Consider the following 14,914-nt stretch of genomic DNA (forward strand, 5'->3'; position numbering starts at 1 on the left):
TCAATGAATTAGCGTTGTGCCAATTCATGTAAATAAGCTTTCATATCATCGAGTTGTGTGGCTCTTAGGTCAGTTTCCTCATCCCAGTACAGTCCGACACAGTTCGCTTGCATATCAATAGCATAAACTCCTTTTAATGCAATGGTTAAATCATTAAATTTCTGATCACCCTGCACCACCTGAAGCTTTCCATCCACTACTCTGGCCCGCATGAGTGCCAAACGTGCATCTGGAATCAGTACACTATAATAAGCCACCATGCTGGCACGTTTTTCCGATGCCATTGGAATTTTTGTCCATTCTGGCGCCACAATCAAACGTGGATGTAGCCCCATCTTACGGGCCTGCTCACGCATCATGCCAAGCGCCTTTTCCCGTGGACTGACACGTAAGCCAAAAATAGAGCCAAGTACAAACAGTACAATCGCAACCGTGATCCAAATTCCAATATTACTCATAAAGCCGCCTAAAACTTCCTTTTATTAGCGTTACATAAGTTTATGTTAAAAGGCAATATCACATGACAAAATTCATTTTAGGCAATTTATCTTGTTTAATGATTTATTTAATAGTTGACCAGATATCAATATTACTTTGCAAATATACAATTTTTTGTGCATTTAATTGAATAATTTGATGTTTCTTAAGTAAATTAATCATTTGTTGCACATGCTCATCTTTCTCGAATTTAAACAAAGCTTTGATTGAATTACTTAAAGTATCGATCTTTGATGGTTTATTATTTGTCACTTTGCTTAAGTAATCACAATATTGTTTTATTCGCATCAAATGCGGACGCAACTCTATTTCTGTCATTGTGAGGCGTGGGCTAGTGGTATTCAAATTTCCTTGACCAAGTGCTTTCTTTAATTCTTTCTTATTATATTCACATTTATTTTGTTCAATCACCACCACCTTAATCTGTTGTAGTTTTTCTAAGAGAATTTCAGCTTGTTGCAGATTTAGGTTACACCAAGACATTAGAGATTTAAGCAGCGACTTTGGCTTTTTAGGCTGATTCTTTGCGAGAAGTTGTAAAACTTTTTTATCTACATTTACTTCTATTTGAGGCTTTGGCTTTATTTTTATTTCTTGAACAGCGAGCTGGCTTTGCTCAATTTTTACAGGCTCAGCTAATTGTTTAATATGAGTTGATTGAATCCCTATCTGCCCGAGTAACTCAACTGCATATGACATTGCAGTGTCATTTGACATGACATCAATTGAACTACCTTTCTCTAATTGAGCAGATAAACGCCCCGCAATAAAGGTTAAACCAAAGTCAGCAGAATTTGCACCTGTTTTAGGCATTTTAATGATGAGCAAGCGTTTATCTTGTATGGCAAGACTAAGTTCCATTAAATCATCTAGTGCAATATTTAAATTTGAATTTGCATAAACTACAATCACTTGACTGTATTGTTTTAATAGAAAGTTTAATTCACGAACTTTTTTGGGTTGGTTTTCGATATCCAATAATAATATGTTCTGCATATGACCTATCATATTTTAATAATGCGGGGGTTTATTACTCATGGGATCAAAAGGGGCTATTCCATCAGACAGATCGGATGCCTCAACACGCTGGTACAACAACTGCATCTGTTTTTTTAAATCAGCAATTTCCCGCGTCTGAATGGCGAGCTGTTGATTCAATTGCTCAACTAAATCATCCAAAAATGCAATTCGCACTTGCAAATCTTCAATGGGTGCGGAAAATGACGCGTGATCATCAAAATTTTTTGGTTTAGTCATTTCAGACCTCATCTGAGCTTTTAGGAAACATTATGGCCTATATTACTTTAAGGGATGTCCATCTCGCATTTGGCGGACCTGCCCTACTCGACGGCGCGAACTTTAATCTGGAGCGTGGCGAACGAGTCTGTTTAATCGGTCGTAATGGCGAGGGTAAGTCTACTTTATTAAAACTGATTGAGGGAAGCCTATTACCCGATACAGGTGAAGTTTCGATTCAAAATGGTTTAACCGTTTCCATGCTGGCCCAGGATGTGCCAATGGATTCAGGTAAGGTGGCCGACATTGTCGCCGATGGCGCAGGCGAAGCAGCAAGCGTATTAAAAGAATACCATGAGGCAAGCGATGCCTGTGTTCTGGGCGATATGGAAGCCTGTGACCGTATGGGCATGCTCCAGCACAAACTCGACCAACTGGATGGCTGGGCACTGGAAAATAAGGTCAACACCATTTTGGGTAAAATGGGACTTGATCCAAATGCCGATCTGGCTGACTTGTCTGGTGGACGTAAGCGCCGTGTATTGCTTGCCCGTGCACTACTGACCCAGCCTGATGTGTTATTGCTGGACGAACCAACCAACCACCTGGATGTTGAAAGCATTGAATGGCTGGAGAAATTCCTGCTCGACCAGAATAATCTTACTTTACTGTTTATCTCGCATGACCGCTCCTTTGTTGACAGCATTGCAACACGTATTGTTGAGCTTGATCGTGGCGTTTTGCGTGGTTATGAGGGCAATTATTCACGTTACCTCGACCTCAAAGCACAGCAAATGGAGGCAGAAGAAAAACAAAATGCTTTATTTGACAAAAAGCTTGCTGAGGAAGAAGCCTGGATTCGTCAAGGCATCAAGGCACGTCGTACCCGTAACGAGGGACGTGTCCGCGCCCTAAAAGCGTTACGTGAAGAATCAAAAGCACGTCGTTCACAACAGGGCAAAGTCAGCATGGCAACTCAGGAAGCCAATCGCTCAGGCAAGCTGGTGTTTGAAATTGAACATCTACGTGTTAGCTATAATGAACAGCCACTGATTAAGGATTTCTCCACAATCGTGTTACGTGGAGACCGTATTGGTCTTGTTGGTGACAATGGCGTGGGTAAAACCACCTTGATCAAGGCCATTTTAGGTGAAATCGAACATGGTGGTTCAGTCAAGACAGGTACACAGCTCGAAATCGCCTATTTTGACCAGTTACGCAATGCGCTGGACCTTGAAAAAACGGTAATGGCAAACGTTTCAGAGGGTTCTGACTTTGTTGATGTGAATGGTAACCGCCGTCATATCTATAGCTATTTGCAAGACTTTTTGTTTTCACCAGAACGTGCCCGTACCCCTGTAAAGGCGCTGTCTGGTGGTGAGAGAAATCGTATTCTACTGGCAAAACTTTTGCTTAAACCATCAAACCTGATTGTGATGGATGAGCCGACCAACGACCTGGATATGGTGACGCTTGAACTGCTGGAAGAAATGCTGTCTGAATATAAAGGCACCCTGCTGCTAATCTCGCATGACCGTGCCTTTATGGACAATGTCGTGACCTCAACCTGGGTCTTTGATGGCAAAGGCAATATTGATGAATACATCGGTGGCTATCAAGACTATCTGGAACAACGTCCTGACCAGAAAGTGGTTGATCAAAAAAGCGATGTGAAAAAGGCTCAGGCCAAAGCAGAGGCAGCAGCATTGACTGCGGCTACACCGAAAAAAGTCAAACTTAGTTATAAAGATCAGCGTGAGCTTGAACAGCTTCCTGCTGAAATTGAAAAACTGGAAAAGGAACAGGCTGAACTTTCTTCAAAACTTGCTGATGGTTCGTGGTTTGTAAAAGATGCGGAAGCAGCCACCAAAGCCAGCCAGCGTTTAGCCGAAATTGAGGAAGTCATGCTGGAAAAACTGGAACGTTGGGATACGTTGGAGAACCTATCTAAAGGAAATTAAAGAAAAGTACCATTTCTAAATAGGGTACTCATTCATTTTGTATGACGATGGCAATCGCACCACTTTAATTAATCAATTAATTGGTATGATTGCCATCCCACTTTCTATTTAAATTATCTCAATATCTTGCGATAAAAAATCAGCTTTAATTTCCTGATAGATTTTAAGGTTCTCATCATCAAAACAGACAAAAACCACTTCCCGTACAGACTGCCCTTTGTTTAATTCCTCACATATTGTTCTTAAGGCAATCTGAGCCGCAGCCTGTTTTGGAAACCGATACACGCCAGTTGAAATATTCGGAAAGGCAACTATCTTTAACTGCAAGCGTTCAGCCAGTTTAAAACTGTTGCGATAGGCATTTTCCAGCAAAATCGCTTCATTATTTTCACCTTTGCGCCATGTTGGCCCAACAGTATGAATGACATATTGAGCAGGCAGATTTCCAGCAGTGGTAACCACAGCTTCTCCCACCGCACAGCCTCCTTGCTTGGCGCGTATCTTTTGACATTCCTCAAGGATTTCAGCACCACCTTTGCGATGAATTGCGCCATCCACACCACCGCCACCTAAAAGCGAGGTGTTTGCCGCATTAACAATCGCATCTACAGCAATCTGGGTAATATCACCTTTCATAATTCTTATGGTTTTCAAAATATGCTCCTGTTCTGATGATCACCCATCAATGTCTTAATATAAAACAGTCTGGGTTTAAAGCCATATTTAAAGTTGCAAAACCGAGTTCGTGCTACACTGCTGCAAAATTCAATGTCATTCATATTTCTAAGTTTATGAGTCAACAGCAGTCTTATATACCTGGCGAATTTCAATGGGAATTCCTATTACCCAAATACTGGAAAATCTGGATCGCCATTACCTTTCTCATGCTACTGGCAATCCTGCCTTGGGCAATTCAATGGCGACTGGCACATGGCCTGGCTGCCTTATGCTGGCATTTACTCAAGTCACGCCGTAAAACCACGCTTAGAAACCTGGAACTGTGTTTTCCCGAATGGTCACCAGCCGAGGTTGAGGCACAGGCGAAGCAGGTGTTTGTGGATATGATGCTGGGTGTGTTTGAGACACTGAATGCCTGGTACTGTCCGAAATGGTTTAAGGGTCGCCATAGCATTGATGGTCTGGAACATATTACCCATGCAAAAGCACAGGGTAAAGGCATCTTATTGCTGGGCACGCACAGTACCTTGCTGGACGCAGGCGGTTATATCTGTGCGCAATACTTTGAGCCAGATGTGGTTTATCGTCCACAAAACAATCCCATGCTGGATATGCTGATTTATCGTTGCCGTGCCACTATTTACCAGCACCAAATTGACCATGATGATATGCGTGGCCTGATTCGCAGGCTCAAGGATGGCGGTGCAATCTGGTATAGTCCCGATCAGGATTTTGGTTTAAAGCAAGGGGTGATGGCTCCTTTCTTTGGTGTTCCTGCCGCAACGGTGACTGCACATCGTCGCCTGTTAAAAATTTCCAAATCTGTTGCCATTCCCCTTTATTTCTACCGTTATGGTGATATCCGCAATCCTCAGTACAAAGTGCTGATTGAGCCAATGGTTGAAAATATGCCAAGTGAGGATGAAATGGATGATGCTGTTCGCGTGAACAAGATTATTGAAGCCCAGCTTCGTATTGCACCAACACAATGGATGTGGTTCCACCGCCGTTTTAAAACCCGACCTGAAGGTTATGACAAAATCTATTAACCATAAAAAAATCTGTGCCCGAGAGCACAGATTTTTTCATTTAAAAGTAATAATTTACTTAGGGAAAACCACACCCGTGGTTAAATCATACTGACTTGGTGCATTGCTATACGCTCTACCCAAACTCGTTGCAAAGAACCAACCCAATTTACCCTGATCCTGAATACGGTTTTCAACCCCATAAACGCCTTCTGAACTATCTACCGCATCGTCCGCATAAAGTTTGTATTCAACCGTACCTGTATTTTCACTATCTTTCTCAAACAAATAGCCTGATGCCGTTAAACCAAAACTGGCTTTATTATCCTTATCAATCAGGCGATAACCCTCTGCTGCCTGATCTTTCAAGATTGTCGCTCGTATTGCAACATCCGTGCTAGTGAGCGGAACATAACGATAGCTGTATGTCCCATGATGAGTACTGCTATTGACACAGGTGGTCACATAGAATGTGCCATTACTTGTACCATTATTGGTATAGGTTGAACCCGCATCAATTAATTTGCAGCCTTTAGCCCCCATGTCATTCAGGGCAGCTAAAATATTGTCGCGTGTTGCACTGGTTAAGAAACGATTTTCATAACTATAGGTCGCTGGTTTTTGGTCATTTTTTACAAATAAATATTTGCGGGTATTATTCGAGGTTTCTCCAAAAGATAGCTTGTAGAGATAGCCCAAGGCACCCTGCTTTTTCAGTTCATCAAACCAAAGTGTATAACGGCTGGCAACAATATTGGTGCTTACATCAGCTGTGGTATAGGTGTAGGTATCCTGTGAGGCGTTATTTTTCACATATAAGTTTTTGTAGATGCTGTTGCTTCCCTCTGGATTTTTCAATGCAACTGACGGTGTAATGAGTGCATAGCCCTGGCGACCCTGGTCATTCAACTGGTTCAGAACATCTGCCCATGCCGTTTGATTGTCACCGAAACGATAACTTGCGGTTGCAACAACCTGCTGTGGCTTTTGCTGGCTTAAAGAGGGAGCGCTACGGGTATAACAGGTATTCACCCGACTAAAATCAACCTGTTGTAGATAGGCATGGATGTCATTCGGCTGATCTGTGGACACAAGACAGAACTGATCCGCATTTTTAAAGCCCAAAACTGCAGGCTGTTTGCTACCCAGTTTACCAGCAACCTCAAGTTGCCATTGTGCCTGATTAAAGCTGGAGCTTTGTACTGTCTGTGCTGCCCCAATTTCAGTCACCAAACTAAATTCACTTGGCTGTTTGTAGCTTGGGGAAAGTTCACCCGTACAGTCTTTTGCATTCGCATATTTTACCGTTTCGCTAACAAAACGGATGCTATTGTCCGCCATCTTGACAATATTCATTTTTAAGCCAGAACCATTGATACAGGCCCCCTGCCCAGCCATCCATGTTCCCACAAAACGATCTGCAACGGCAGTGGGAGTCGGTGTAGGCGTTGGGGTCGGTGTAGGTGTTGGAGTCGGTGTAGGTGTAGGTGTAGGCGTTGGAGTTGGTGTAGGTGTTGGAGTTGGTGTAGGTGTTGGAGTTGGCGTAGGTGTTGGAGTCGGTGTTGGAGTCGGTGTGTTGTCTGAAGATGAGTTTCCACCACACCCCACCAAAGCTACGCATGTCATGCCAATCGCAAGTTGAGTCCATATATTTTTCATCATGTCGCCCTCTGTGTGAAATTTTCACATATATTGTCTGTGAAAATTTAACACTTTTCTGCTTGAGTGCAAATATTTTTATGCTTAAATTTAGGGTCTGTTGATATTTCAGCCATGCATTGCGTTATAGGCTAAACAACTCAAACAAGGCATGAGACGTGGGTAAGGGCATTCCCTTACCAAGTTTCATAACGAAGTTTGAGGTAGTTTTAACCATAACCCTGCGGGACAGGGACATTTTTTGCCGCTACTGTGTTATGTCTTGCTTACTTAGAATCACTAAGTTACGCAAAACATGCCTTGTACCGTCTAAGAAATGTCCTCTGTCGCAAGCATCTGTGAAATGTCAACAGCCCCTAGACAAAAGGTCAAATCATTGTATTGATAGGTCAAAAGCCATGGATGCTCAGCAAAACTTAATAAGACAATTTAATGCATTACCAGAGGAATGGCGTGCATGGCTGGAAGAAAACTTTGAACGTGGCTGCAACCCTGTGGAGCTTGCCAATATTTTGCTGCGTGAGGGCCTGATTACACTTGAGGCAGATGAAACTTTTACTGGACCGCAGGAGTCATTGACTGGGATAGCACGTCCTGCTGAGTCCACCGTCCATTTCAGTATCGAACAAAAAAAATGGCTGGCTCAGGCGGTTCTTGAAAAAAAACCTCAAATAGATATTTATCAAACACTTCAGGCTCAGGGCCTCAGTGAAAAATCCATTTCTCAAGAGCTGGTACAGCTTAAACAGGACCCCTATTTTCAGATTGCCCAGCAACAGCACTTTTTAGTCAAAAAGAGAAATTGGCTATTGGATACCTTAGACCGCTTTGCACGACTCAACCCTGAATACCAACAGATTGCACGTATCCAAGTACCTTCTTTTGATTTTTTTATTCAGCATTATTACAGCCGAAATTTACCCGTTATCCTGACGCATGCGGTTGATCACTGGTCAGCGCTGAAAAGCTGGTCACCCGCGTATTTTCAGCAGGTGGTGGGTGATCAGGAGATTGAGGTCCAGTTTAACCGTGAACAGGACCCACTCTTTGAAAGAAACTCCATCCGACACAAAACCAAAATGACCATGCGTGACTATGTTGACCTCGTCACCCAAACCGATCATTCCAATAATTTTTACATGACGGCGAATAATGCCAAAGCCAGCCAATCCAGTCTGGCCAAGCTATTTAGGGATATTGGGCATTTTCATGGCTATACCGACCACACACAGATGACAGATCGCAGCTTTATCTGGTTTGGCCCCAAGGGTGCATTTACCCCCCTGCACCATGACTTAACCAATAACGTTCTGGTTCAGGTCTATGGCAGGAAAAAGGTCACCCTCATTCCAGCCCTACAAGTCGCCCATTTGTACAATGATGTTGCGGTGTTCAGTAAAATTGCTGATCCCCATGCAGCAAATCTCGTAGAATCCTTTCCTGAATTTGCACAGAGCAGCAGAATTGAATGTGTGCTGAATGAGGGAGAGGCCCTGTTCATTCCATTGGGTTGGTGGCACTGTGTGGAAAGTTTAGATGTGTCCATCAGTGTCTCTTTTACTCATTTTAATATTGACAATGCTGGTGCCGAGACATTCCCATCCTCTGTTTAGCAGTTGGGATCAGACACTTGCCTGCTTCAGTGCATCAACCGCTTAGGGTATTTTGATATGGAAAAACCAGCCGAGCAAATGACCGCCGCTATAGAGCAATCCTCTGCAAATACACAGGGCGTGATTCCTCAGGACGCAGAAACCACGTTGGAGAGTATTGTGCCAATGATGCAGCATATTGCGCATTGGCTCATTCATTCAGGGGTGGGTTATACCGATTTTGTGGCTGCCCTGAAACCTGTTTTCTACGAACAGGCCCTGGCTGAGCTGGGACGGATCAAACAGAATAAAACTGACTCTGCTGTCAGCCTGCTCTCTGGCCTGCACCGCAAAGATGTCAGTGCCTTTCGGCAACAGGCCACCCAGCTCACTGAAACAGCCAAGGCAACCTATGCCATTAGTGTTCCCGCACGTGTGATTGCACGCTGGATTGCCCTTGAATTGCCACACCAAATTCCAGTCTCAGGTGAGGAAAACAGTTTTGAGGCACTGGTCAGACATATCTCAACCGAGAAACATCCCCGTTCAATTTTGTTTGAACTACAACGTTTGGGTGTGGTGCAACAGGTCGGGCAGGAGGTGTTGCTGCAACAGAATAGCTTTACACCAGACAACCAGATGCAGGAAAGCAAGGCACTGTTCTCAGCAAACTTAAGCGACCATCTTGCAGCAGGTATTGACAACTTCATTAGTGACAAAAGCTTTACCCATCTGGAACAGGCTGTACTGGCGGAAAAACTCACCATGTCCTCGATTGAAGCGCTACGCCAGCTTAGCCTTGAACTATGGCAGGACATGGCAAAACAGTTACTCAACGCCGCCATTCACTACTGCGAACAAGACCAGGAAAAACAGGATGCGGATTATCAATTTCGTTTCGGGGTCTATCAGTACGATAGAAAAATAAATCTACAAGTACCTTATATTTATAAGGGTGGATAAAATGAATTCAGGTAAAAATTTAGGCCTAGTGCTTTTATTCTGTAGTTTGGCCAGTGCCTTGACCGCCTGTGGCGATGATTACCATTATCTGGCGGCCAATGTCAGTCTGGGTGGCAGTGGTTCAGGCACACAGAAACCCCGACCTGGAGGCAGTGATGCGACAGGCAATGGTAAAGGTGATGAAGATAGCTATGAATATTATATGACCATCCCTGATGTAGTTGTAGATGAATGTCTTGGCATACAACGTTCCATGCAATTTATCTATGGTGATAGCAAGCAACCCATCCCGTCAGGCACTGTACAGGAGCTTGCGGCAACACCATTACAGATTGAGCTGAGAAATACCACACCAAACTATATATTTGAGCAGGTACCACAATGCCGACAGGTGGAAGTATGGTCGGAACTGGGCAATGTACATATTCAGTCAGACCAATATTTAAGATGTGCAGCAGAACAAGACAGTATTCAGGTGCTACGCCCTTATGAAACCCGCATCTACGAATTTGATGCCAAACTACCGTCAGATGCTGACCGTTGGAAAATCAAATATACAGCAGCCAATTATAGCATTCAGTCATCAAGCAACGATTTACGCTGGACACGCTGTCAGCCTTTGGAGATCACACTTCCAGTAGACAAGATTTTCAAACCAAAGAAAGTCATGGACCCAGAGGATGCCGCCAGACCAGATGAAGCTGGGGACTCAATGGGCGAAGAGGAAATACCTGTAACCGAACAGGAAGATGAAACAGCACCGCCAGAACAGCCAACAGCTGGAAAACCAATGCAAAAAATGAAAATGGCTCAATAGAAAATTAAAACCCGAGTTTCGCATCCTGCAAAACTCGGGCAAATGAGGTTGTGCTTTCACAATATTTTTATTATCTTGCTTCCATAGCATGCATCATATCCATGATGCTTTTTCCATCTCAGCGTCGCTATCCTTAATCGGAAATCCTTTCCTGCGTCCCTGTGCTGATGTATTTAGAATAAATCTTTTAAGCGGCCAAGACTATTCGCTGTGGACCTAAATCACTGTACGATAATGCTTACATGAGAGTTTAGTGATTATTCTTAATGATTGCACCTCTATGAGTCTGGGCAAGTTCATCCACCACCACTTTTTCCTCCTGCTCCGCCTTTGCTATGCCCTCCTGAATCGCCTGCTGCGCCTCGTCCTCATCACTTTCTGTCTGCTCCAGCTCTTCCTGCTTTTGTTCAAATATCCGTCCCGTTTGCAGCACCACATAGATTGGAAAATGGTCTGAACCAATATGGGGCAAACGCTTCATTTCAACCAGACCAAAGTCCGTACTGTGGAAAATATGGTCCAGCGACCAACGTAACAGTGGATAATCCGCATGAAAGGTATTCATAAAATAACGTCCCACACGCGGGTCAAGCAGACCACTGATCCGCTGGAACAGGCGGGTGGTTCTTGACCATGCCACATCATTCAGGTCACCCATCACAATACAGCTCTCATCAATATCCTTGATCTGGTCGCCCACAATCAGGAGTTCAGCATCCCTTAAGGTGGAATCCTTTGCCTCTGTGGGACTTGGTGGCTTTGGATGCAGACAGTACAACTGCACACTTAGCCCCGAACGCAGGCGTATTGTTGCATGGATGGATGGGGTTTCATCACTCAAAATGAACTTCACTTCGGTGCCCGCTAACGGCAAGCGACTATATAGATGCATTCCGTACAAATTATCCTGAGGCACTGCAACGCGGTAAGGATAATCCGCTTCAATCGGTTTTAATGCCTCCTGCCAAACCTGGTCTGTTTCCAGTGTCAGCACCACATCAGGCTGCAAATGGTCAATCTGTTCCAGCAACAGGTGATATTTATGGTTTGGCGTAAGCACATTGGCGACCAGCAATGAGATTTGCTGCTCAACATTCAGTTGATCCCGACGCACATGCAGAACCTGCTTTTTCCAGACAGGTGTATATGGCAGCACCATCTTAAGCTGGTAGGCAACCGCCGCAATCACACCCAAAAGCAGCAATTCCCTAAGGGATGTCCACTCTGCATCAATAAAAAGCAGGCCAGCAAGCGCAACCAATCCCACGAACAGAATCTGTAATCTTGGAAAATCAGCCCCCCGAAACCACCACTCATCCCGTCGAATCAATGACCATCCACTCAACCAGATCGCCAGCACTGCACAAACCTCAATTGCTATCATTTTGCCCTACTCTTATTACACTTCATTGCTGATGTTGTGGATTTCTGAATCATGTTATGGTCTTATCAATTTTCTATCTAATATAAACAAGTTATTCCACTCAAGAAAATTATGGTTTTATTTAGGTAAAGCTTGCAGTTGCGGACACTTTTGATACACTCAAACCCCTTAAAAGTTTTTTACATACCGAGGCACAATGACATGAAAGTAGGTCTGGTCGGTTGGCGTGGGATGGTTGGTTCTGTCCTGATGCAACGTATGGTTGAAGAGAATGATTTTGCTCACATTGAGCCATTCTATTTTTCTACCAGTAATGCAGGTGGTGAAGCGCCTGCATTTGGTGGTAAGACTGCCCCAGCACTTATGGATGCATCAGACATTAACAGCCTGAAGCAAATGGATGTCATTTTAACCTGTCAGGGCGGTGACTATACCTCTGAAGTCTTCCCAAAGCTTAAGGCTGAGGGCTGGGATGGTTACTGGATTGATGCCGCATCCACCCTGCGTATGGCAGATGATGCCATCATTGTGCTTGATCCAGTCAACCTGAACGTGATCAAGGATGGTTTGGTGAATGGTACTAAAACATTCGTTGGCGGCAACTGTACCGTTTCCCTAATGCTGATGGGTCTGGGTTCACTGTTCCAGAACAATTTGGTGGAATGGGCAACCTCAATGACTTATCAGGCCGCTTCTGGTGCGGGTGCGCAAAACATGCGTGAACTCATCACAGGCATGGGCTATTTGTATAACAACACCAAGGCGTTACTGGACGATCCAAAATCCGCCATCCTTGATATTGACCGTCAAATTGCTGATTTACAACGCGGTGAGGGTTTCCCTAAAGCGAACTTTGGCGTGCCGTTGGCAGGTTCCCTAATTCCTTATATCGACAAGCAACTGGAAAGCGGCCAGTCAAAAGAGGAATGGAAAGGTCAGGTCGAAACCAACAAGATCCTGGGTAACCAGCAAATCGTTCCAATTGATGGTCACTGTGTGCGTATTGGCGCAATGCGTTGCCACTCACAGGCTTTAACGCTGAAATTGAAGAAAGATGTGCCACTTGACGAGATTGAGGACATGATCCGCAATTCAAGCCAATGGGCAAAAGTGGTTCCAAATACCCGCGAAGCCTCCATGACTGACCTAACCCCTGTTGCGGTTACAGGTACTTTAACTGTTCCAGTGGGCCGTCTGCGCAAGCTGAATATGGGTAAAGAATACTTGGGCGCATTTACAGTGGGTGACCAACTGCTCTGGGGAGCGGCAGAACCGTTACGCCGCATGCTGCGCATCTTGGTGGAATACAAGAACGTCTAAGCAAAAAATAGATGAAAATCAAAAGCCGATCACAGTTGATCGGCTTTTTTCTTATGATTGCCGATGAAGATTTTACAATTCATTTACATCACGGTAATGTATACTTTTGAATTGACTAAAACATCACTGTTTCATGGATCGAGATGACTATTTATAACAAATTAAAAATTGCCATTTTAACCATATTATCCTCGCAACATCTTTATGCAATCACACTTGATCCATTGCAAATCCAGTCCGCACCTGGCGAGTTGCTTTATGCAGAAATGAGCTTTCATCAGGCAGATGCCAATTCAAAACTGGATGTTAGCCTTGCAACGCCAGAAGACCTGATGATGCTCGGTGCAACACACCAGCCACCCGCCGCCCTTAATTTTTTTACACGTCGTAACAACAAGGGTGAAGGGGTGATTGTCATTACCTCTTCAAGACCAATGACCGACGCCGAGCTGAACATTATTGTTAAAATTCAGGAAAATGGTGCAGCACACCTAAAACATATCAGACAGCCAATACGCCAAAAAACCCAGATTGCGGCGGCTAAAAGCAGCAATGAAAAAACGCTGGCGCCTAAATACATTGTCAGTGAAAAAGATATTGCACTGAACCTACCAGAAAGTACACGTTACAACGCAAATACAGCAACAAATTCAAAAGAAACAAACCTAAAGCAGGAGAAACTCCTAAACGCACCCTTTGCTCTTCCTCCTGCATTAAATATTCCAGAGAGCAAAGCGCCTATTGTCACAGCCATCTCGGTTGCACCTCCATCCAAGATAGAACAGACTGCCACTAGTCAGGCAGCGAGCAATACACAAGCAACCACACCGAAAATAGTATCAACTGAGCAAAAGCCAGCTACTCCAACAATCAAGCGGGAAGTTCAACAGGCGGCTGTTATTCAGGCAGCAAACAATCCAACACCACCTCCTATTTCCAATACAGCAGTGACCGAGCAAAAACCAGTAACTCCTGCACCAACAATCAAGCAGGAAGTTCAGCAGGCTGCGGTTGTTCAGGCGGCAAATGCCCAGCCAGCCAATGAAAATATTCCTGCTGAGAAACCAATCCAAAATACTGAAAATAAACTTGTGGAAAAAAAGCAGGATACCGTGGCTGAATATCTGGCAAAAAATAAAGAGCAGCCAATTAAACAGCCGTCGCCCCAAAGCAGTCCATCCGTAGCATCAGGTGAAAATAGTCAACAGCAGCATGTGGTTCGACGTAATGAGTCACTATGGAGCATTGCACAAAGAATTGCGGGGCAAACCCAACAACCTGTGTACAAAGTCATGAACCAGATCAAGGCCCAGAATGAGCATGCCTTTATTGGTGGCAATGCCAATCGGTTAAGACAAGGTGCTCATTTAAATTTCAATCTGGGTACAGTCTCAAGCCGCCAAAATCCAAATGCAAATCAAATTGCAGCCCAAGCACCACATGGTGCGCCAGCAGGAAAAGCCAAATATCGCTTACAACAGGCAGAAATGACCCTGCTTGCTGAAAGTAATCAAGATTCCAGCACTGGAAGTGCGAAAAAAGACACACTACAGCAGAAAACCAGTGCAGATTTATCATTAAAAGTTATGACAGCACGCGAAAAAACCGTTACATTACAGAGAAACGTAACACAGTTAGAATTGGCATTACGTGGTAAGGAACAACGGATTCAGCTACTGAATGCTCGGCTTGCAGAGCTACAGGAACAACTGAAAGCGCAACAGGAAACTAAAAAGCCAACACGCTAGGTTACGGGAAAATTCTCATAAATTTGCACA

The 14,914-nt window shown here is 44.2% G+C and carries 13 protein-coding genes; 7 read left to right on the forward strand and 6 right to left on the reverse strand.

Features of this window, described 5'->3' with window-relative positions; genetic code table 11:
- Window positions 1-8 precede the first annotated feature (8 nt).
- The 3 genes from N5J47_RS05185 to N5J47_RS05195 form a co-directional block, all read right to left on the reverse strand.
- Window positions 9-458 (reverse strand): ammonium transporter, encoded by a 450-nt coding sequence (locus N5J47_RS05185; protein WP_267981134.1) that lies wholly within the window; start codon window positions 456-458, stop codon window positions 9-11.
- 103 nt (window positions 459-561) lie between these two features.
- Window positions 562-1,494, reverse strand: coding sequence for a PIN domain-containing protein (locus N5J47_RS05190; RefSeq protein WP_279959716.1), 933 nt, complete (start codon window positions 1,492-1,494; stop codon window positions 562-564).
- Between the two features lie 15 nt (window positions 1,495-1,509).
- Window positions 1,510-1,755 carry a SlyX family protein gene (locus N5J47_RS05195; RefSeq protein ID WP_267981135.1) on the reverse strand — a complete coding sequence of 82 codons (246 nt, stop codon included), beginning with the start codon at window positions 1,753-1,755 and terminating at the stop codon, window positions 1,510-1,512.
- 32 nt (window positions 1,756-1,787) lie between these two features.
- On the opposite strand from N5J47_RS05195, the gene N5J47_RS05200 reads away from it, so the two are divergent.
- A complete protein-coding gene (locus N5J47_RS05200) occupies window positions 1,788-3,695 on the forward strand; it encodes an ATP-binding cassette domain-containing protein (RefSeq protein ID WP_279959717.1) in 1,908 nt (635 codons plus the stop codon).
- Between the two features lie 108 nt (window positions 3,696-3,803).
- On the opposite strand, the gene N5J47_RS05205 is transcribed toward N5J47_RS05200, so the two are convergent.
- Window positions 3,804-4,349, reverse strand: a complete 546-nt coding sequence (locus N5J47_RS05205) for an O-acetyl-ADP-ribose deacetylase (RefSeq protein ID WP_279959718.1) — start codon at window positions 4,347-4,349, stop codon at window positions 3,804-3,806.
- A gap of 137 nt (window positions 4,350-4,486) precedes the next feature.
- On the opposite strand from N5J47_RS05205, the gene N5J47_RS05210 reads away from it, so the two are divergent.
- Window positions 4,487-5,422, forward strand: a complete 936-nt coding sequence (locus tag N5J47_RS05210; RefSeq protein ID WP_279959719.1) for a lauroyl acyltransferase — start codon at window positions 4,487-4,489, stop codon at window positions 5,420-5,422.
- A 54-nt stretch (window positions 5,423-5,476) separates the two neighbouring features.
- Here the strand turns inward: N5J47_RS05210 and N5J47_RS05215 are convergent, their stop codons facing one another.
- On the reverse strand, window positions 5,477-7,063 hold the full coding sequence (locus N5J47_RS05215; protein WP_279959720.1) for a PT dipeptide repeat lipoprotein: 1,587 nt from the start codon (window positions 7,061-7,063) through the stop codon (window positions 5,477-5,479).
- Window positions 7,064-7,458: 395 nt separating this feature from the next.
- Between N5J47_RS05215 and N5J47_RS05220 the strand changes: the two genes are divergently transcribed.
- Genes N5J47_RS05220 through N5J47_RS05230 form a run of 3 tightly spaced genes read left to right on the forward strand, consistent with a single transcriptional unit; the run spans window position 7,459 to window position 10,432 of the window.
- The gene (locus tag N5J47_RS05220; protein ID WP_279959721.1) at window positions 7,459-8,673 is read left to right on the forward strand and encodes a cupin-like domain-containing protein; all 1,215 of its coding nucleotides are present in this window, start codon (window positions 7,459-7,461) and stop codon (window positions 8,671-8,673) included.
- A 57-nt stretch (window positions 8,674-8,730) separates the two neighbouring features.
- A complete protein-coding gene (locus N5J47_RS05225) occupies window positions 8,731-9,615 on the forward strand; it encodes a DUF6502 family protein (RefSeq protein ID WP_279959722.1) in 885 nt (294 codons plus the stop codon).
- 1 nt (window position 9,616) lies between these two features.
- On the forward strand, window positions 9,617-10,432 hold the full coding sequence (locus tag N5J47_RS05230) for a hypothetical protein (protein WP_279959723.1): 816 nt from the start codon (window positions 9,617-9,619) through the stop codon (window positions 10,430-10,432).
- Between the two features lie 250 nt (window positions 10,433-10,682).
- Here the strand turns inward: N5J47_RS05230 and N5J47_RS05235 are convergent, their stop codons facing one another.
- The gene (locus N5J47_RS05235) at window positions 10,683-11,816 is read right to left on the reverse strand and encodes an endonuclease/exonuclease/phosphatase family protein (protein ID WP_279959724.1); all 1,134 of its coding nucleotides are present in this window, start codon (window positions 11,814-11,816) and stop codon (window positions 10,683-10,685) included.
- A 201-nt stretch (window positions 11,817-12,017) separates the two neighbouring features.
- On the opposite strand from N5J47_RS05235, the gene asd reads away from it, so the two are divergent.
- Together asd and N5J47_RS05245 are read left to right on the forward strand one after the other, a co-directional pair.
- On the forward strand, window positions 12,018-13,136 hold the full coding sequence (asd, locus tag N5J47_RS05240; RefSeq protein WP_279959725.1) for an aspartate-semialdehyde dehydrogenase: 1,119 nt from the start codon (window positions 12,018-12,020) through the stop codon (window positions 13,134-13,136).
- A 143-nt stretch (window positions 13,137-13,279) separates the two neighbouring features.
- On the forward strand, window positions 13,280-14,884 hold the full coding sequence (locus tag N5J47_RS05245) for a FimV domain-containing protein (protein ID WP_279959726.1): 1,605 nt from the start codon (window positions 13,280-13,282) through the stop codon (window positions 14,882-14,884).
- Window positions 14,885-14,914: the final 30 nt, after the last annotated feature.

It is taken from the genome of Acinetobacter sp. GD03645 (assembly GCF_029845285.1).
In the GTDB taxonomy this organism is placed as follows: Bacteria; Pseudomonadota; Gammaproteobacteria; order Pseudomonadales; family Moraxellaceae; genus Acinetobacter; species Acinetobacter corruptisaponis.